Below are 17284 nucleotides of genomic sequence, written 5' to 3' on the forward strand. Positions count from 1 at the left end.
ACCGGCGAGCTGCCGCTGGGCTGGTACACCGGCCGCGACAGCCCCAACACGCGCCGCCTGGTGGTCGAGCATGGCGGCTTCCTGTACGACTCCGATTACTACGGCGACGACCTGCCGTTCTGGACCGAGGTGGAAGTCACCGGCGGCGAGAAGAAGCCGCACCTGGTGGTGCCGTACACGCTGGATTCGAACGACATGCGCTTCGCCACGCCGCAGGGCTTCAACACCGGCGAGCAATTCTTCCAGTACCTGAAGGATGCGTTCGACGTGCTGTACGACGAAGGCGACCCGAGCGGCCAGGACAGCCCCAAGATGCTGTCGATCGGCATGCACTGCCGCCTGCTCGGCCGCCCGGGCCGCTTCCGCGCGCTGCAGCGCTTCCTCGACTACGTGCAGGGGCACGACAAGGTGTGGATCTGCCGCCGTGTCGACATCGCCCGGCACTGGGCGCAGGTGCATCCGTTCCGGGCGGGCGACGCCGCTGCCGAAGCGCGCGCCGCCTGCCAGGAAACTGCCCCGGCCTGACCCCGCGCCGTCGCTGTCGCCATAGTTGTGTACGATATAGCCGTGTTTCGTCGCCAGTTCGGGCGACAGGCTGAATGTCCGTACCCTGATATGGCAACCACATCGAAAAAGGCGGCGCCGCGCGCCGCCGCCAAAACCCCGCGTCGGGCAGCCACCAAGGCCGCCCCCAAACCCGTGCCCAAAGCCGCAGCCAATGCCGCCCCGGACGACGAGACCGGCCAGGAAGGCGCCGCCAGCGAGGCGTCGGCAACCGAGGCGATCTACCTGAGCCTGCTCTACGCCATCATGGAGCACCGCCTGCTGGCCGGCACCAAGCTGGTCGAGGAACGGCTGTGCGAAGTGACCGGCGCCAGCCGGGCACGCATCCGCCAGGTGTTTGCGCGCCTGGCGCACGAGAAGCTGGTGACGCTGGTACCCAACCGCGGCGCCTTTGTCTCCAGCCCGAGCGTGGACGAAGCGCGCGAGGTGTTCCAGGCGCGCCGCGTGGTCGAGCCCGCGCTGGCCGCCGAACTGGCACAACGCGCCACACCCGCCAAGGTGCGCAGCCTGCGCCGCCATGCCATGGAAGAAGACAACGCGCGCGCTCGCGGCGACCGCGCGGCGATGATCCGCCTGTCGGGCGAATTCCATATCCTGCTGGCCGAGATGGCCGGCAACGCCATCCTGGAAAAGCTGATCCGCGAGATGGTGTCGCTGACCTGCCTGATCATCACGCTGTACGACCGCCCCGGCGCGCCCGCCTGCGCCGAGCACGAGCACCGGCAACTGATCGACGCCATCGAGCAGCGCGATGCCGCGCGCGCCAGCGCGCTGATGGCCGAACACCTCGAGCACATCGAAGGCTCGCTCGACCTGAGCATGCCGGACAGCGGCGCGCCGGACTTCTACAGCATCTTCAGCAAGGGCTAGACCCCTACCCTGCGCCCCCGGGCGGGCATTGCACTCCGCGTCCGGCAGCCTAGACTGGCTGCATGACAAGGCGGAGCGCCAACGCGCCGCAGGGAGGTCCATCATGGCGACCATCGAGCCGCCCGCCGCCACCGGGCGGGCACCGCTGGCGTTCGCGCGGCTGTATGCGGATGCGGCCGGCGAATCGCACTTCGCGCCGCTTGCCGTTGCCGTCACCGAGCGCCTGTTCGCGCCGCCCGCGCGCGCGTTCTGGGTGTCGCCGCTGGAGGAAGCCGCCCGGCAAGGCTTCCTGGTCGTGCCCGCTGGCTGGGTTGGCGAACCCCACCCGTCGCCGCTGCGCATGTGGATCTTCGTGCTGGATGGCGCAATGGAATTCGAGGCGAGCGATGGCGAACGCCGGGCCCTGCCGACAGGCAGCGGGCTGCTGCTCGAAGACACCACCGGCAAGGGCCATGCCAGCAAGGTGATCGGCACTGCCGACGCCACGCTGGCCGTGGTGCAGATGCCGGTGCCGCCGGGTTGAAGCGCATGACCGCGCCCGAACCAGCGGCATCCGCCAAGCCGCCCCCGCAGTTGGTGCCCACCGGCTATCGCCAGGGCATCATCACCGCCATCACCGTGCTGCTGGGTTTTTCGCTGGGGTTCTGGCGCTTCTGGGGCTTCGAAAGCCCGGGCGAATGGGACTGGCGCTCGCTGGTGGCGGCGGTGGCGCTGCTGGCCGCGGTGGTGCTGCAGATCGTCGCGCTGTTCCGCGCGCTGCGCGTCGAGGACGATGCGGTGCCGGAGTATCGCAAGACGGTGCGCTGCTTTATCGCCTCGGCCATCGCGCTGGTGATCGGCCTGGCCGCGGCGATGATCGATGCGGCGCTCGAAACCTAGGGCCCGATGATTTCGATGCTGTCGACGCGGTCCGGATAGAACGCCAGGTACGCGCCGATGGCGGCAACGGCGGCATACGGCGCCTCATAGCTCCACACCGCGTTGCGCCCGCGCTCGCCGCCGGCCGGAATGGAGAAGTAGCTGCAGTCGCCCTTGTACGGGCAGTAGGTGGCATGCGCGCTGCGCTCGAGCCGCGCCATGTCGACGTGCGCGCGCGGGATGTACTGCACCGGCGCATAGGCCGCCTCCTGCAGGGTCAGCGCCGCATCGCTGTCGGCAATCGTGATGCCGGCCACCTTGACCACCACCCTGCCGGCGGTCGGCGTGATGGTGATGGGATGGTCGGGGCCGGGGATCCTGACGGGCTTGCCTGGCATGATCGTGCTCCTGCATGGCGGGATGCAGGACATTCTAGGCGCTTGCCGGTCAATGTGCCGCGGGGTGGTCGCCGGCCTATTCGACCTTGACGTTGGCCTTCTTCACCAGCGCGGCGTAGCGTGCGGCCTCGCTGCGGAAGAAGGCGGCGGCGGCCTCGGGCGTGCCGGGCTCGATCACCGTGCCCTGCTTCTTCATCGCTTCCAGCACTTCGGGCGAGGTGAAGGCCTTGGCAAAGGCATCGTGCGTGCGCTTGACTTCCGCCGCCGGCATGCCCGCCGGCCCGATGACGGCAAACCAGCCGGCGACGTTGTAGCCCGGCAGGCCCTGTTCGGCGATGGTGGCAAGGTCCGGCGCGGCGGCGGAGCGCTTGTCGCCGCACAGGCCGATGGCGCGCAGCGTGCCTGCCTTCAGGTGCGGCGCCACTGCGTTGAGCGCGACCACGCCCATTTCCACCTGTCCTGCGAGCAGGTCGTTGACCATCGGTCCCGTGCCCTTGTATGGCACGTGACGTGCCGTCACGCCCGCTTCGTCCAGGAACATCTCGCCCGCCAGGTGGATGATGGTGCCGTTGCCCGACGAGGCGTAGTTGTAGCCATCGGGCTTCGCCTTGAGCAGCGCCACCAGCTCCTTCACGTTCCTGGCCGGCACCTTGGGGTTGACCACCAGCACCAGCGGCGTGGTGCCAATCACGCTGATCGGCGTAATGTCCTTGATCGCGTCGAACGGCATCGCACGGAACACGCTGGGGTTGATCACGTGGTTGTTCGACACCAGCCCGAGCGTGCTGCCGTCGGGCTGCGCCTTGACCACCGCGGCGGCGCCGGTGATGCCGCCGGCGCCGGGCAGGTTCTCGATCACCACCGGCTGGCCGAAGGCCTTGCCCAGCGCCGGGCCGGCCGCGCGCGCGATGTTGTCGACGCCAGAACCGGCGCTGATCGGCAGGATCAGGCGCACGGGCTTGCCCGATCCGCCCTGGGCCAGCGCTTCGAAGCCCGGCACGGCGAGGGTGACCGCGAGCGTGGCGGAAAGCGCCAGCGCGGACTTGAGCAGGGTGCGACGTTGCATGCGTTGTCTCCGTAATCGTTATCGTAGGACGTGGCGGGTGCCGCTGTGCCGCGGCATACCCCTCAGGCGCTTGCGCGGCGGTCCTTGCCGAGCCGCGCCAGGATCTCTTCGTTGTGCTCGCCGGCGCGGGGCAACGGGCTGCGCACGCCCGGGCGGCGGCCGCCCATCAGCAGCGGCAGCAGCACCGTGGGCGTGGTCGAGCCGTCGTCGGCCTGCATCGGCACCAGCCCGCCGCTGGCGAGCAGGTGCGGATCGTCGAGCAGTTGGTCCGGGCGCATGATCGGTGCATAGGGAATGCCGGCGGCTTCGAGCTTGGGCGCCAGTTCCGCGCAGCGATGGTGGCGCAGGATCGCACCCAGTTCTGCCAGCAGTTGCGGGCGCACCGCGACGCGAGAGGTGTTGCTGGCGTACTCCGGCTTGTCGACCAGTTCCGGATGCTGCAGCACGCGACACAGCGTGACGAACTGCTTGTCGCTGACCGCGCCGATAAAGAGCTGCTCGTCCTGCGCCAGCGTGAACACGTCATACACGCTCCACGCCGACACGCGCGACGGCATCGGCGGCGGCGGCTCGCCGGTCATCGCGTACTGCTGCATGTGCTGCGAGGCCAGGAACACGCAGTTCTCGAACAGCGCGCTCTGGATCTCCTGCCCCTTGCCCGTGCGATCACGCTCGCGCAGCGCGGCGAGCACGCCGATCGCGCCGAACATGCCGCCCATGATGTCGTTGACCGAGGTGCCGGCGCGCAGCGGCCGGCCGCTCGGGCCGGTCATGTAGGACAGGCCGCCCATCATCTGCACGACTTCATCGAGCGCCAGCCGGTGCTCGTACGGGCCGGGCAGGAAGCCCTTGTGCGACACATAGATCAGGTGCGGGTAGTCGCGCGACAGCGTGCCGTAGTCCAGCCCCAGCTTCTGCATCAGGCCGGGTCGGAAGTTCTCCAGCAGGATGTCGCTCTGGCCCGCCAGTTCCGCGGCGGCGGCCCGGCCTTCGTCGGTGGTGATGTCGAGCACCACGCTCTTCTTGTTGCGGTTGAAGGCGCGGAAGAAGCCGATGCCCAGCCCCGGCAGGCTGCGCGTCTTGTCGCCGCCGGGCGGCTCGACCTTGATGACTTCGGCGCCCAGGTCGGCCAGGATCATGCCGCAGGTGGGGCCCATCACCATGTGCGTGAACTCGACCACGCGCACGCCGGCGAGCGGCAGGGAGTTGCTGTTGTCTTGGGTCATCTCGCTGTCTCAGGCAGCGGTGGCCGCGGGGCGGCCCGCGTAGGTCTTGGGCAGGCCGGCACGCCACAGCGTGCCGTGCAGGGTCTCGTCGCGCAGCCAGCCGGCCACGTCTTCGCGCAGCGCCAGCAGGCGCCCGATGTTGATGCCGGTATCGATGCCCATGCTGCCGAGCATATAGGCCAGGTCTTCGGTGGCCACGTTACCGCTGGCGCCGGGTGCATGCGGGCAGCCGCCGATGCCGGCCAGGCAGGCATCGAAGCGGGTCACGCCGGCGTCGAGCGCGGCATAGACATTGGCCAGCCCAAGCCCGCGCGTGTCGTGGAAATGGCCGCACCAGAAGCGGTCGCCGGCGATATCGACGGCGCGCGCGAACAGCTCTCGCACCATGCGCGGATCGGCATAACCGACGGTATCGGCCAGGCTGACGCGGTCGGCGCCGGCATCGAGCAGCGCCTGCATCAGCCGCAGCACTTCTTGCGCATCGACATGGCCCTGCAGCGTGCAACCGAACGCCGTGCCGACACCGCCTTCGATCAGCGTCTTCGCGCCGCTGGCATCGCGCGCGGCGCGGATGCGCGCCACTTCGGCAACGACTTCATCCGGCGTCTTGCGCAGGTTGGCCAGGCTGTGCGCATGGCTGGCCGACAGCGGCACGATCATCAGGTCGGCGCCGCTGTCGAGCGCGTCCTGCGCGCCGCGCAAGTTGGGCACCAGTACCGAAGTGAAAAGGCCCGGCAGCGTGCGCGCGAACGCGACCAGTTCAGCGGTATCGGCCAGTTGCGGCAGCAGGCGCGCGGGGACGAACGAGCCGACTTCCAGTTCGCGCAGGCCGGCGGCGTGGGCGCCGCGGATCCAGGCGAGCTTGCTGGCGGTGGGCAGGATGGTGCGGATGCTTTGCAGGCCGTCGCGCAGGCCGACTTCGCGGATCACGGCTTGGCGGGGAAAAGGGCGGGTCATGGTTCTCCGGGACGGGTGTGGCGTCCCTCGGTGGGAGCGATGGAAGAACTCTAAGAGTTTCTGCACCGAAGCTGAAACGATGATTCACGAAGCAGGACATGCCGAAACGGAAAGTCACCGAACTGCGACCCGCCCGGCCTCGGGATTTCCCGGACGCGACATCACCGCCCGGGCAACAGGCGTAGCATTCCAATCCGGAAACACTGGCGCCCCCACTTATGCGAGACCTCGACCTCACCACGCTGCGCCTGTTCGTCGCCGTTTGCGAAACCCGCAACATGGCGCGCGCCGGCGAGCAGGAACACATCGTCGCTTCCGCCATCAGCAAGCGCCTGGCGCAACTGGAGGAAACCGTAGGCGCCACGCTGCTGGAACGCCGCCGCCGCGGCGTCATCCCCACGCCGGCGGGCGAGATCGTGCTGGCGCATGCGCGCGCCATGCTGGCGGCGGCCGACCGGGTCACGCGCGACATGGCCGACTACGGCTCGGGCGTGCGCGGGCAGGTGCGGCTGCTGGCGACGGTGTCGACCATGGCGGAATCGCTGCCGGACGACATCGCCGCCTTCATGCAGTTGCCAGCGCACCGCGACGTACGCGTGACCATCGAGGAAAGCCTGAGCAGCGAAGTGGTGCGCGCGCTGCGCGACGGCACCGCGCCGCTCGGCATCTGCTGGGATGCGGCGGACCTGGAGGGCTTCCAGACCCGCCCCTACCGCGCCGACCACCTCGCCGCCGTGGTCTATCCCGGGCACCCGCTGGCGCGCGCGGACAGCTGCCGCTTCGAAGACACGCTGGACTACGACCAGATCGCCATGCCGGCGCAGACCGCGGTGCAGATCATGCTGACGCGCTATGCCGCGATCCTTGGCCGCCGCATGGCGCATCGGGCCGTGGTGTCGACCTTCGACGCCGCGCTGCGCTGCGTGCGCGCGCAACTCGGCATCGTCATCATCCCGGCCGAGATCGCCACGCTCGTCGCCACGGCCTTCGGCCTGCGCGTGATCCCGCTGCGCGACGACTGGGCGCGGCGGCGCTTTGCGATCTGCTGCCGCGACTTTTCGCTGCTGTCCCCCGCGGCGCAGTTGCTGGTGCAGTTCCTGGAGGACGCCGCGGCGAAGGAGGCCGTGGGCGCCGTGCCTGCGCCGGCCGGGGCACGGCGCAGCCGGTAAGTCGCTGCGCAACTTCCTGTGCGTTTCGAGGGTTAGCCCGAGGCGTTTTCGCAAGCTTATGTTGCGTGCCGTTGCGTAGACTGGCTTGCGTTTTTCGCCGCCGGCCACGATGGTTGGATAGCAAAGGCCGGGCGAAGCCTGAATCACGACAATGCGCGCCGCCATGGCGCAGGAGCACGCAAATGAACTTCCACGGCAAGAACGTACTGGTCACGGGCGCACGCGGCAACCTTGGACGCGCGGTCGCGCATGCCTTCGCGCAGGCGGGCGCGCGCGTGGTGCTGCTGGACCGCCATGACGCGCCGTTGCCGGAGACCGGCAGCGGCCACCTCGCACTGCAGGCCGACCTGCTCGATGCGGACAGCCTGGGGCAGGCCATCGGCCAGGCCGTGCAGGCCTGCGGACGCATCGACGTGGTGTGCAACCTCGCCGGCGGCTTTGCCATGGGCACGGGCATCCACGAGACCAGCGCGGCCGACTGGAACCGCCTGTTCGACATGAACGTGGGCACGGTGCTGAACATGGCGCGCGCGGTGGTGCCGCACATGCTGGCCGCGGGCGGCGGCGCCATCGTCAACGTCGGCGCCAATTCGGCGGCGCGCGGGCTGGCGCAAATGGGCGCCTACTGCGCCTCGAAGGATGCGCTCGCGCGCGTCACTGAATCGATGTCAGCCGAGCTGCGCGACCAGGGCATCCGCGTCAACGCGGTGCTGCCCAGCATCCTCGACACGCCCGAGAACCGCCAGGCGATGCCGGATGCCGATACCACGCGCTGGGTTGGCCTCGACGCGCTGGCCGACGTGATCCTGTTCCTCGCGTCGGACGCTGCACGCGCCGTGCACGGCGCGCTGCTGCCGGTGGTCAACCGCGCCTGACGCGCTGCCGGCGCGCCGCGGGCGCGGCCGCGCCGATGGCGCTGGCCGCTTCCTGGATCTGCTGGCGCAGCCAGCGCCGCAGCCGGTCAGCATCGGTGCGTGCGTGCCAGATCTGCATCATGTCGACCGGCGGCAGCGCGAACGGCACCGGCAGCATCACCAGGTCCGGATCGCGCGCCACCGCTTCCTGCGCGACCGAGCGCAGGCAGGTCAGCAACAGCGCCGAACCACGCACCAGCCGGCTCGGCGCCAGGAAGCTCGACAAACCCGCCACCACCGTGCGCCGGTGTCCCAGCCGCGCCAGTGCGCGATCGACCACGCCGTTGAGGTCGCCGGTCAGCGTGGTCAGCAGGTGCTCGCACGCCAGGAACGCATCCAGGTCGAGTCCGTGGGCGATGCGTGGATTGGTGCGCGAGGCCAGCACCACGAAGTCCTCGCTGCCCAGCCGCTGCTGGTGGAAGGTGTCGGGCAGGTTCTCGTAGAAGCCGGCGATCGCCAGGTCGCAGGTGCCCTTCTCCAGCTCCTCGCGGGGCAGCTCGCCGCGCGTGTTGTGGGTGACCAGCACCACGCCGGGCGCATCGCGGCGCAACCGCGGCAACAGCGCCGGCAGCAGCAACTGCTCCATGTAATCGGTGGTGTAGATGTGGACGGCCTCGCTGCGTGCCAGGAAATCGCGGCCGTCGCAGGCGTCGTAGAACGCATCCAGGTCCGCCACCAGCCGCTGCACCTGCGGTGCCAGCGCATGCGCGCGCGGCGTCGGCGTCAGGCCGCGTGGCGCGCGCACGAACAGCGGGTCGCCCAGTTCGTCGCGCAGCCGGTTGAGCTTGTGGCTCAGCGCCGGCTGGCTCAGCGCCATGCGCGCCGCCGCGCGCGAGGCGTTGCCTTCCTGGTACAGCACATGGAAGACATAGAGCAGGTTCAGGTCCTTGCCGGCGATATTCATTTTTTGGATGGCAGGCATCGAAGATTCGAAGTTTTCGAATCATAGCCAGCTGCGTAGGATGTTGCCAATGCCGGGGCTGCCCCGGCCGACCGTGGACGCAAACCGGAGAACCCACATGAACATCCTGATGGTGCTGACCTCGCACGACCAGCTCGGCAATACCGGCAAGAAGACCGGCTTCTGGCTGGAGGAATTTGCCGCGCCCTACTACGTCTTCCGGGACGCCGGCGCCGACATCACGCTGGCCTCGCCCAAGGGCGGCCAGCCGCCGATCGACCCCAAGAGCGACGACCCGGATGCGCAGACCGATGCCACGCGCCGCTTCCGCAGCGATAGTGCCGCGCAGCAGGCGCTGGCCAGCACGCTGACGCTGGACCAGGTGAAGGCCGAGGACTTCGACGCGGTGTTCTATCCCGGCGGCCATGGTCCGCTGTGGGACCTGGCGGAGGACAAGCGTTCGATTGCGCTGATCGAGCAGTTCGACCGGCTGGGCAAGCCGGTAGGTGCGGTGTGCCACGCGCCAGGGGTGCTGCGGCACGTGAAGGGCGCGGATGGTCAGCCGCTGGTGAAAGGCAAGGAAGTCACGGGCTTTACCAACAGCGAGGAAGCGGCCGTGCAGTTGACCGAAGTGGTGCCGTTCCTGGTGGAGGATGTGCTCAAGGCCAGTGGCGGACGGTTTACACGCGGGGATGACTGGGCCAGCCACGTGGCGGTGGCCGGGCGGCTGGTGACGGGGCAGAACCCGGCGTCGTCGGAGGCGGGGGCGGAGGCGGTGTTGGGGTTGTTGAAGTAAGGCCTGCGGGTTCACACTGCTGCCGGTTTGCTCCCCTCGCCCGCTTGCGGGAGAGGGGCCGGGGGAGAGGGCAGGCGGTGGCAATACTGACGCGCGCAACTTCGTGGAGGCTCTGGCCCTCTCCCCCACCCCTCTCCCGCGCGCGGGAGAGGGGTGCCTTTGCCCGGTGGTGGCAGCTGTGGCAAGCGGCTAAAGGTGCAATGCGTCGATCAGGCTCGCATCACTGCGGCACCAGCTCCACCCGCTCCCGGCTCGCCTTTTCCACCGCCTTGCGCGTATAGACCAGCGGGAAATACTCCCCCTTGGCCCACAACGGTGCGAGGTCGCGGTAGTGCGGGCTGGCAGGGTTGCCCGACTGCCCCGGCGTGTTGATCACGCGCGAGGCGTCCCAGTTGCCGACGTCGAGCACCATGCGGAACGACGCGCCGGCGGTCAGCCGGAAATCCGTATTGCGGTAGCTGGTGTTCATCGGCGTGAAGGCCGAGCCGCCGATCGGGCCCGCGTTGACGTTGAACTGCTGGCGTTCGGCATCGCTCAGGATCGGGTCCATCGGATGCGTGAACACGGCGGTGTGGAGCTTGCCCCATTGCCAGCCGCGCGGGTCCGGGCCGAGCTTGGCTTCGACCTCGGCCATGGCGGCCTTCAGCGATTCCAGCATCACCGCGTTTCGCCGCTCCGGCGGCATCCACGGCCCGGGCTGCTCCAGCACCGCCACCACGCGCGCGGCGTCGCCGGCGCCGACCAGGCGTGCGGCTTCGGGCGGTAGCGCAGCGCGCACCACGGCCTGGCGCAGGTGCTTGCTGAACCAGACCTCGAACAGCGCCGCGGCGGCGCTGTCCGCACGCTCGTTGCCGTTCCAGCCACGCAGCAATTCAAGGCCGCGTGCCAGCTGCGGGTCGTCGCTGCGCACCTCCTGCAGCAGTGCAACCACGCGCTGCGCCGGCAGCGATACGGTGTCGTTCTGCCACGCCATCGAATCCTGCACCGAGCTGCGCGGATTGGCGCCGACCACGGCCTTGAGCCGGCGCGCGCGCGAGCTGTCGCTCCATTCATAGCCCACGCCCAGCCTGGCCGCCGGGTGCTCGGGCGGGATGTTGTTTTCATTGGCGGTGACGATATAGCCGGGCGCCGGGTTGTAGGCCCACGGCAGTTCGTCCATGTTGCGGTAGCCGGCCCATTCATAGCGGCCGTCGCCTGCCACCGGCGTCAGGCCGTCCCAGTTGGGACGCTTGACGGTCAGCCCGCCCGGGATCCAGCCGATATTGCCGCCGGTGTCGGCATAGACCTGGTTCTCGCCCGGCGCGCCCCAGCGGTTCATGGCGGCGCGGAACTGGTCCCAGTTGCGCGCGCGCATGTAGTCCATCGAACCGAAGTACGGCGCCATGCCGTGGTCCAGCCACGCGGCGCGCAGCGCCCACGCATGCCCGGACCCGGACACCAGCACCGGGCCGTGGCGGGTGAAGTCGAGCGTGATCTTGCGCGGCGCGGGCTCGCCCTTGACCGCGATCTCTTCGGTGATGGTCTCGATCGGCTCCCAGCGGCCCTTGTACTTGTATTCGCGCGGGTTGGCCGGGTTCAGCTCGTAGCCGTACAGGTCTTCCTGGTCCATGTAGAACCGCGTCAGGCCAAAGGCGATGGTGCCGTTGTGCCCGATCGAGATGCCCGGCAGGAACGGCTCGCCCGCGCCGATCACCGACATTCCCGGCGCATTCAGGTGGCTGATGTAGCGCAGGCTGGGCGCGCCGTGCGAGCGGTGCGGATCGTTGGCCAGGATCGGCCGGCCGGTGGTGGTGCGCTTGCCGCCGATGACCCAGTTGTTCGAGCCCAGGCTGCGGCCGGTATCGCTGTTGGCATCGACCACGGCATAGAGCTGGTCGAGCGGGATGCCGGCGGCCTGCGCGCCGCTCCAGGCTTCCTTGGGAAAGCGCGCGGCGGCGGTGGCCAGTTCGTAGGCGCGGCGCAGTTCGGCCGCCGGCACGGTGCAGGGATCGATGCCGGGGTTGAGCTTCGGCTCGATCTGCGGGTCGAGCTCGCGGCGCAGCCAGTCGGCGCGCGCGGCCTGGGTCTTGGCCTCGCAGTAGAGGCGAGCGCGGTCGACCTCGCCGGTGAAGTTCAGCGTCAGGCCGTGGTGGCGGATGCGCACGATGTCTTCGGCCTGCCAGCGCGCCGGCTTGTAGTCGAGCTTGCGGAATTCCGGCGGCAGCAGCTCGGGCTTCTGCTCGGTCAGCGCGACGTAGGCGTTCACCCCTGCGACGAAGGCCTCGGCCACGCGCTTGGCGTCGCTGCCATAGGCCAGCCATTCGCGGTACATGTCGCCGCGAAACAGCACCGCGCGCGCCATGCGGTCGCCATCGGCATAGGCCGGACCGAAGTCCTTGGCCATCTCGCCGAGCCCGCGCTTGCGCCACAGGTCGATCTGCCACAGGCGGTCGCGCGCGGCCATGAAGCCCTGCGCATAGAAGGCGTCGTAGAGCGTGCCGGCATAGATATGCGGCACGCCCCAGCGGTCGACCAGCACGCTGGCGGGTTTCTCCAGGCCGGGCACGGCAAAAGTGTGTTGACGGGCGGGCGCTTCGGCCATGGCGGCCGGGATGGTGGCGAGCAGCGCCAGCGCAGCGGCCAGGCGGCGGGGGGTGCGTAACATCAGGTCTCCTCGTGTTGTGATGGCTGCAGATGTCTTGCAGTTCACACCGAAGATAGTGCATGGCCGGCCGGCGCGCGAGTGCGGCGGCCGATCTCCGCACGCCGCGTGGCGTGCCGGTACCGGCGGCCCGGATGCTTAGTAGACGTCGCGCCGGTAGCGGCCGTCGTCGGCCAGGCGGCGCAGCGCATCCTCGCCCAGGATGTCGGCCAGCGCGTCATGGACGCCGCCGGCCATGCCCTGCAGGCTGCCGCAGACATAGATGGCCGCGCCGTCGGCCACCCATTGCCGCACGCCATCCGCCTGCAGGCGGATGGCGTCCTGCACGTAGCGCGGCGCGCCGCCGTCGCGCGACCAGGCGTGGTCGACACGTGCCAGCGTGCCGTCGGCGCGCCAGCCGGCGAGTTCCCCGGCAAAGAAGGCGTCATGCTGCGCCGAACGCTCGCCGAACAGCAGCCAGTTGCGCCGCCGCCCGGCCGCGGCGCGGGCCTTGAGCTGGGCCCGCAGTCCGGCCAGCCCGGTGCCGTTGCCGACCAGGATCAGCGGCCGCTCGTCCGCCGGCGGATGGAAGCTGCGATTGGTGCGGATACGCAGCGCGATGCGGCTGCCCAGCGCGGCGTGTTCGGTGAGCCAGCCCGAGGCCAGGCCGAGGCGGCCACCGCCTTTGCCATCGCCGTGGCGGGTCTGGCGCACCAACAACTCGAGCTGGCCGTCGCGCGGCAGCGAGGCGATCGAATATTCGCGGTGCGGCAGCGGCGCCAGCGCATCCACCAGCTGCTGCGGCGCGACGCCCTGCAGCGCGGCAAGGTGCGGTGCGGGCAGCGGCATGCGCGTGGCCAGGGCCGCGGCCAGGGTGGTGTCGGCGCCATCGCAGCGCACCGGGGTGGCGCCTTCCAGGCCGAGCTGCGCCAGCAGCCGGTCGACTTCGGCCGGCGCGTGGCACGGGCCGATCTCGGCAATGTCGCCGGCCTGCCAGTCCGGCGCCGCGCCGTCCGGGGGCGCCAGCACCAGATGGAAGGCCGGCGCGCCCTGGCTGCCGGGGTTCAGGTGATGGCGCTGCGCCAGCCGCCAGTGTTGATAGCGCGGACGTTCCCAGTCGGCGATCTCGGCGCCGCCGCTCAGCGCCGACAGGTGGTTCTGCCAGTGACGCAGCGCGCCGGCGTCGCCGTTGTCGACTTCGATCAGGTCGAATAGTGGCTGGGCGCGCTGGCGCTGCAGCCAGCCTTCCAGCGCATGGCCGAAGGCGCAGAAGCGCGCGTAGCTGCTGTCGCCAAGCGCGAGGATGCCGTAGCGCAGCCGGTGCAGGCCATCGGCGCCGGCCAGCAGGCGGCGGGCGAAGCCCGAGGCGCTGTCGGGGGCGTCGCCCTCGCCGGTGGTGCTGACCACGAACAGGGCCTGGCGGCAAGCGCGCAGACGCCGCCCATCGACCTCGGCCAGCGACAGCAGTTGTACCGGCAGGCCCGCGCCCTGCAGCGCGGTGGCGGTCTGCAGCGCCAGCTGTTCGGCAAACCCGGTCTGGCTGGCATAGACCACCAGCGTCGCATCGTCGCCCGTGCCGGCCAGCGCCGCCACCCGCGCGCGCCGCTGGCGGTGATGGACCACCACCGCGCCGCAGAACCCCGCATACGCGGCGACCACGCCGGCGGCCATGGCCAGGCGCGACGGCCCGAGCACGGACAATGCCACGCCGCCGGCCACGGCCAGCCAGCCAGCGCCGGCGATGGCGGACGACACAGTGCTGCCGCTCATGCCAGCATCGCGGCAAAGGCCGGCGAAAGATGTTCGAGAAAGCCCTCCGCGGTGCGCACCAGGAAGCGCGCGGCAATGCCGTGGCGGCGCGCGTGCGCCATGCCGGCATCGGGCCCCAGCACCGTCAGCGCGGTGGACAGCGCATCGGCCAGCATGCACTGCGGGTGGATCACCGTGACCGAGGCCAGCGCGTGGCTGGCCGGATAGCCGGTGCGCGCATCGATGGTATGGGCAAAGCGGCGGCCATCGCTGTCGAAGTAGCGCCGGTAGTCGCCGGAGGTGGCCACCGACAGCCCGTGCAGCGCGACCAGCGTTTGCTGCGCGGCATCGCTGCCCGGCCCCGGCGGCGCTTCCAGCGCGACCCACCACGGCATGCCGTCGGGCTTGACGCCATGGCCGCGCAGTTCGCCGCCGATCTCGGTGAGGTGATGGTCCAGCCCCTGTTCGCATAGGTAGCGCGCCACCGCGTCGACGGCGAAGCCCTTGGCGATGGCGCAGAAGTCCAGCGCCACGCCGCCCGGCTGGCGGGCGCGCCCGCCGGCGGCATCGACTTCGATGCGGGCCCAGCCGCAACGGCCGCGCGCGGCCTGTACGTCGTCTGGCGACGGCGGCGCCTGGCGCGCCGGGGCCGGGCCGAAGCCCCACAGGTCGACCAGCGGCCCCGCGCTCGGGTCATAGGCGCCGCCGCTGTCGCGTGCCACCTGCAAGGCGGTTTGCAGCACCGCCAAGCAGTCTGCCGGCAAGGCGTGCCAGCTGCCCGCCGGCGCGCGGTTGAACCGGCTCAGGTCGGAATCCGCTTCCCAGTTGCTCATCTGCGCGATCACGCCCGCAAGCACGGCCCGGATGCCGGCGCCGATGGCGGCGACGGCACCGGCATCCGCATCCGGTGGCAGCAGCGCCGCCACCGACCAGCTCGTGCCCATGGTGGGTCCGCCCCAGCGCTGCAGGCGCGCTCCGGCGGGCGGCGGCTCGGGCGGCGCGCTCAGCGCAACGGGTACCAGGACGCGGTTCACGCCGTGCAACCGGCTTATTGCGGCAGCACTTCCACCGTCACCGCATAGACGGCGCGGCGCGACTTGGCCTGCTTGAAGGTGGTCTTGTCGTCCTTGACCTCGGCTTCCATCCAGTACATGCCCGCGGCCGGCCACTTGACGCTGAACTTGCCGTCGGCGTCGGTGGTGGCGCTGAACTCCTGCAGCTGGTCGCGGTAGCGGATGCCGCCCGGCACCACCGCCACCTTCAGGTTGCTGGCGGGCTTGCCGTCGAGCAGCAGGCGGAAGCTGGCGGTGTCGCCGGCGACCAGGTCGTTCGGGTGCGTGATCGGCGCCAGCTCCAGGCCGCGGCCGACGGTGCGCAGGCCCTTGTCGCTGGGCTTGCCGGCGGTGACGAAGGATTCGATGCGGCCCTCGGCCTGCGTGACCTGCAGGTCCTGCGCGTTGGCCGGGACTTCCCTGGCGAAGTTCTCGGCGCTGCCGCGCCAGCGCTTGGGCTGGCCGTCGACCTTGTAGCTGGCGAACAGGCCGTTGTTGACCACCGCCACGCGATACGTGCCGGGCTGGGTCAGGTGCAGGTCGAAGGTGCTGCGGTACTTGCCGGTGGCAGCATTCTGCGCCTTGACCGCACTGCCGTCGGGGGCGGTCACCTGCAGGTTGTCGAGCCGCATCGGCACGTGCTCGAAGTAGAACAGGTCGTTGGAGACCGCGGCGTCGACCGTCACCCACGGATCGCTGCCGGACAGCACGGTGGCCGACGGCAGCAGCCATTGGCGGTGCGCGTGCGCGGCCAGCGGCGCGAGCGCGGCCAGGGCCAGCACGGCGGCGCGCACCGCGACGCGGGAAGATGCGGCGTACATCAGGGAAGGTTTCATGGTCGGGCTCCGGGATGGTTAAGGCTTCAGGTCGACGGTGACGCCGCCGAGTTCGTGTTCGCCCTTGGCGCGGGCGCTCTGTGCCGATTGCGGCGGCCACGTGAACGGCACGCGCAGCAACTCGCGCCCGCCCACTTCACGCGCGGCCTCCACCACCAGCTGGTAGTTGCCCGCGGGTAGCTTGCCCAGCGGCGCCTTGCCGTCGCTGAAGCTGACGCTGTGCTCGCCCGGCGCGCGCGTGGCGCCGGAGACGCCGTCGGCCGGCATGTGCAGGTCGCGGCCGGCCTTGCGCCACCACTGGCGCATGTCCTTGAGCCACTTGGTGCCCTCGCCGTCCTTGAGCTTGCCGTCGTACCAGACCGCCAGGGTCTGCACCGGGCTCTGGTCGGCGCGCTCGAGCCACATCGCCACATAGGGCCGGTGGTACTCGGCCACGCTCAGGCGCGGGATGTCGACCTTGACGTTCAGGTCCGCGGCCAGCGCGGGACCGGCCAGCGGCACGGCGGCCATGCCGGTCAGGGAGACGGTGAGCAGTCGGCGCATATCGGAGAAACCTCGTCAGTGAGATGCAGGAAGAAGATCGGCGCGAGTGCGACCGATCAGTGGATAAAAAGGATCGCCAGCAGCACCGGCACCACCAGCCCCAGCCCCACCAGCGGCCAGGTCGCCACGCGCCCGCCCGCATGCAGCTTGAGCAGGAACAGGCCGGTCACGCAGAACACCAGGCATGCCAGCGCAAACGCGTCCAGGAACAGGCTCCACGCCGCGCCGGTGTGGCGGCCCTTGTGCAGGTCGTTCAGGTACGAGACGGCCCCGCGCGAGGTGTTCTCGTACTGCGCCTCGCCGCTGTCGAGCGCGATGCTGACCCAGGCGTCGCCGCCCGGGCGCGGCAGCGCCACGTAGATTTCGTCGGCGGACCATTCCGCCTCGCGCCCGCTGGCGTCGATATCCAGCGACTGCGCCAGCCAGTCCGCCAGCACCGCGGGGACCGGCGCCGTGGTCTCGCCCGACTGCGACCCGGCGGCCGGGGCCGCGGCCCGGACCTTGTCGAGCACGCGCGCGGGCAGCGTGGCGTGCCGCGTCTGCACGGCCGGCCTGGCCTCGATCTGGCCGGCGTGGTTCAGGGTGAAGCCGGTGACCGCGAACAGCAGCATCCCGACCAGGCAGATCGCGGAACTGATCCAGTGCCACTGATGGAGATGCTTGAGCCAGAAGGCACGGCGCTGCTGGCCGGCGGCCGGCTGGGTGTCGGTCATTGCGGTGGGTCGGCAGGCGTGGCCTGGTCTGGCAACGCCCGGTCTTGCCTTG

At 70.3% G+C, this 17284-nt stretch carries 17 protein-coding genes and 1 pseudogene; 7 read left to right on the forward strand and 11 right to left on the reverse strand.

Translation table 11 applies throughout. The features are described 5' to 3' along the window. From C7416_RS21025 to C7416_RS21040, 4 genes and pseudogenes are all read left to right on the forward strand, one after another. Positions 1-525, forward strand: a pseudogene (locus tag C7416_RS21025) (allantoinase); the annotation flags it as partial. A gap of 90 nt (positions 526-615) precedes the next feature. Further along, positions 616-1434 (forward strand): GntR family transcriptional regulator, encoded by an 819-nt coding sequence (locus C7416_RS21030; RefSeq protein WP_111520722.1) that lies wholly within the window; start codon positions 616-618, stop codon positions 1432-1434. A 103-nt stretch (positions 1435-1537) separates the two neighbouring features. Further along, positions 1538-1957, forward strand: coding sequence for a cupin domain-containing protein (locus C7416_RS21035; RefSeq protein ID WP_111520723.1), 420 nt, complete (start codon positions 1538-1540; stop codon positions 1955-1957). A 5-nt stretch (positions 1958-1962) separates the two neighbouring features. Further along, positions 1963-2313: a hypothetical protein gene (locus C7416_RS21040; RefSeq protein WP_111520724.1), complete on the forward strand. Its 351-nt coding sequence runs from the start codon at positions 1963-1965 to the stop codon at positions 2311-2313. Here the strand turns inward: C7416_RS21040 and C7416_RS21045 are convergent. The 4 genes from C7416_RS21045 to C7416_RS21060 form a co-directional block, all read right to left on the reverse strand. Next, complete coding sequence (locus C7416_RS21045; protein ID WP_111520725.1) at positions 2310-2690, reverse strand: DUF427 domain-containing protein; 381 nt, start codon at positions 2688-2690, stop codon at positions 2310-2312. The two genes, C7416_RS21040 and C7416_RS21045, sit on opposite strands and share 4 nt — an antisense overlap. A gap of 76 nt (positions 2691-2766) precedes the next feature. After that, a complete protein-coding gene (locus C7416_RS21050) occupies positions 2767-3756 on the reverse strand; it encodes a Bug family tripartite tricarboxylate transporter substrate binding protein (RefSeq protein ID WP_111520726.1) in 990 nt (329 codons plus the stop codon). Between the two features lie 62 nt (positions 3757-3818). Beyond that, entirely contained in the window at positions 3819-4982 is a 1164-nt protein-coding gene (locus tag C7416_RS21055) for a CaiB/BaiF CoA transferase family protein (RefSeq protein ID WP_111520727.1), read from the reverse strand. A gap of 9 nt (positions 4983-4991) precedes the next feature. After that, the gene (locus tag C7416_RS21060) at positions 4992-5939 is read right to left on the reverse strand and encodes a hydroxymethylglutaryl-CoA lyase (protein ID WP_111520728.1); all 948 of its coding nucleotides are present in this window, start codon (positions 5937-5939) and stop codon (positions 4992-4994) included. 218 nt (positions 5940-6157) lie between these two features. Between C7416_RS21060 and C7416_RS21065 the strand changes: the two genes are divergently transcribed. Both C7416_RS21065 and C7416_RS21070 read left to right on the forward strand, forming a co-directional pair. After that, positions 6158-7108, forward strand: coding sequence for a LysR family transcriptional regulator (locus C7416_RS21065; protein ID WP_111520729.1), 951 nt, complete (start codon positions 6158-6160; stop codon positions 7106-7108). 182 nt (positions 7109-7290) lie between these two features. After that, complete coding sequence (locus C7416_RS21070; RefSeq protein WP_111520730.1) at positions 7291-7983, forward strand: SDR family NAD(P)-dependent oxidoreductase; 693 nt, start codon at positions 7291-7293, stop codon at positions 7981-7983. Here C7416_RS21070 and C7416_RS21075 read toward each other — a convergent pair. Then, positions 7970-8944 (reverse strand): LysR family transcriptional regulator, encoded by a 975-nt coding sequence (locus C7416_RS21075; protein WP_240988229.1) that lies wholly within the window; start codon positions 8942-8944, stop codon positions 7970-7972. The genes C7416_RS21070 and C7416_RS21075 overlap by 14 nt on opposite strands. A 97-nt stretch (positions 8945-9041) precedes the next feature. Between C7416_RS21075 and C7416_RS21080 the strand changes: the two genes are divergently transcribed. After that, positions 9042-9719, forward strand: a complete 678-nt coding sequence (locus C7416_RS21080; RefSeq protein ID WP_111520732.1) for a type 1 glutamine amidotransferase domain-containing protein — start codon at positions 9042-9044, stop codon at positions 9717-9719. A 220-nt stretch (positions 9720-9939) separates the two neighbouring features. Here C7416_RS21080 and C7416_RS21085 read toward each other — a convergent pair whose 3' ends face one another. The 6 genes from C7416_RS21085 to C7416_RS21110 all read right to left on the reverse strand — a co-directional run bounded on the left by C7416_RS21085 (position 9940) and on the right by C7416_RS21110 (position 17232). Further along, a complete protein-coding gene (locus C7416_RS21085; protein WP_111520733.1) occupies positions 9940-12363 on the reverse strand; it encodes a penicillin acylase family protein in 2424 nt (807 codons plus the stop codon). A gap of 135 nt (positions 12364-12498) precedes the next feature. Beyond that, positions 12499-14109, reverse strand: coding sequence for a sulfite reductase subunit alpha (locus C7416_RS21090; protein WP_181461291.1), 1611 nt, complete (start codon positions 14107-14109; stop codon positions 12499-12501). After that, complete coding sequence (locus tag C7416_RS21095; RefSeq protein WP_240988230.1) at positions 14106-15122, reverse strand: FAD:protein FMN transferase; 1017 nt, start codon at positions 15120-15122, stop codon at positions 14106-14108. Before C7416_RS21095 ends, C7416_RS21090 begins: the two co-directional genes overlap by 4 nt. A 14-nt stretch (positions 15123-15136) precedes the next feature. Next, a complete protein-coding gene (locus C7416_RS21100; protein ID WP_111520735.1) occupies positions 15137-15976 on the reverse strand; it encodes a DUF4198 domain-containing protein in 840 nt (279 codons plus the stop codon). A gap of 18 nt (positions 15977-15994) precedes the next feature. After that, positions 15995-16519, reverse strand: coding sequence for a DUF2271 domain-containing protein (locus C7416_RS21105; RefSeq protein ID WP_111520736.1), 525 nt, complete (start codon positions 16517-16519; stop codon positions 15995-15997). A gap of 56 nt (positions 16520-16575) precedes the next feature. Then, positions 16576-17232, reverse strand: coding sequence for a PepSY-associated TM helix domain-containing protein (locus C7416_RS21110; RefSeq protein WP_111520737.1), 657 nt, complete (start codon positions 17230-17232; stop codon positions 16576-16578). Positions 17233-17284 lie beyond the last annotated feature (52 nt).

The sequence above is a fragment of the Cupriavidus phytorum genome, from assembly GCF_003254285.1.
GTDB lineage: Bacteria > Pseudomonadota > Gammaproteobacteria > Burkholderiales > Burkholderiaceae > Cupriavidus > Cupriavidus phytorum.

What these genes read in the sequence shown, in the direction of transcription:
- C7416_RS21030 (WP_111520722.1), top strand. Translation starts at nt 616, where the DNA reads ATGGCAACCACATCGAAAAAGGCGGCGCCGCGCGCCGCCGCCAAAACC.
- C7416_RS21035 (WP_111520723.1), top strand. Translation starts at nt 1,538, where the DNA reads ATGGCGACCATCGAGCCGCCCGCCGCCACCGGGCGGGCACCGCTGGCG.
- C7416_RS21040 (WP_111520724.1), top strand. Translation starts at nt 1,963, where the DNA reads ATGACCGCGCCCGAACCAGCGGCATCCGCCAAGCCGCCCCCGCAGTTG.
- C7416_RS21045 (WP_111520725.1), bottom strand. Translation starts at nt 2,690, where the DNA reads ATGCCAGGCAAGCCCGTCAGGATCCCCGGCCCCGACCATCCCATCACC.
- C7416_RS21050 (WP_111520726.1), bottom strand. Translation starts at nt 3,756, where the DNA reads ATGCAACGTCGCACCCTGCTCAAGTCCGCGCTGGCGCTTTCCGCCACG.
- C7416_RS21055 (WP_111520727.1), bottom strand. Translation starts at nt 4,982, where the DNA reads ATGACCCAAGACAACAGCAACTCCCTGCCGCTCGCCGGCGTGCGCGTG.
- C7416_RS21060 (WP_111520728.1), bottom strand. Translation starts at nt 5,939, where the DNA reads ATGACCCGCCCTTTTCCCCGCCAAGCCGTGATCCGCGAAGTCGGCCTG.
- C7416_RS21065 (WP_111520729.1), top strand. Translation starts at nt 6,158, where the DNA reads ATGCGAGACCTCGACCTCACCACGCTGCGCCTGTTCGTCGCCGTTTGC.
- C7416_RS21070 (WP_111520730.1), top strand. Translation starts at nt 7,291, where the DNA reads ATGAACTTCCACGGCAAGAACGTACTGGTCACGGGCGCACGCGGCAAC.
- C7416_RS21075 (WP_240988229.1), bottom strand. Translation starts at nt 8,944, where the DNA reads ATGCCTGCCATCCAAAAAATGAATATCGCCGGCAAGGACCTGAACCTG.
- C7416_RS21080 (WP_111520732.1), top strand. Translation starts at nt 9,042, where the DNA reads ATGAACATCCTGATGGTGCTGACCTCGCACGACCAGCTCGGCAATACC.
- C7416_RS21085 (WP_111520733.1), bottom strand. Translation starts at nt 12,363, where the DNA reads ATGTTACGCACCCCCCGCCGCCTGGCCGCTGCGCTGGCGCTGCTCGCC.
- C7416_RS21090 (WP_181461291.1), bottom strand. Translation starts at nt 14,109, where the DNA reads ATGAGCGGCAGCACTGTGTCGTCCGCCATCGCCGGCGCTGGCTGGCTG.
- C7416_RS21100 (WP_111520735.1), bottom strand. Translation starts at nt 15,976, where the DNA reads ATGAAACCTTCCCTGATGTACGCCGCATCTTCCCGCGTCGCGGTGCGC.
- C7416_RS21105 (WP_111520736.1), bottom strand. Translation starts at nt 16,519, where the DNA reads ATGCGCCGACTGCTCACCGTCTCCCTGACCGGCATGGCCGCCGTGCCG.
- C7416_RS21110 (WP_111520737.1), bottom strand. Translation starts at nt 17,232, where the DNA reads ATGACCGACACCCAGCCGGCCGCCGGCCAGCAGCGCCGTGCCTTCTGG.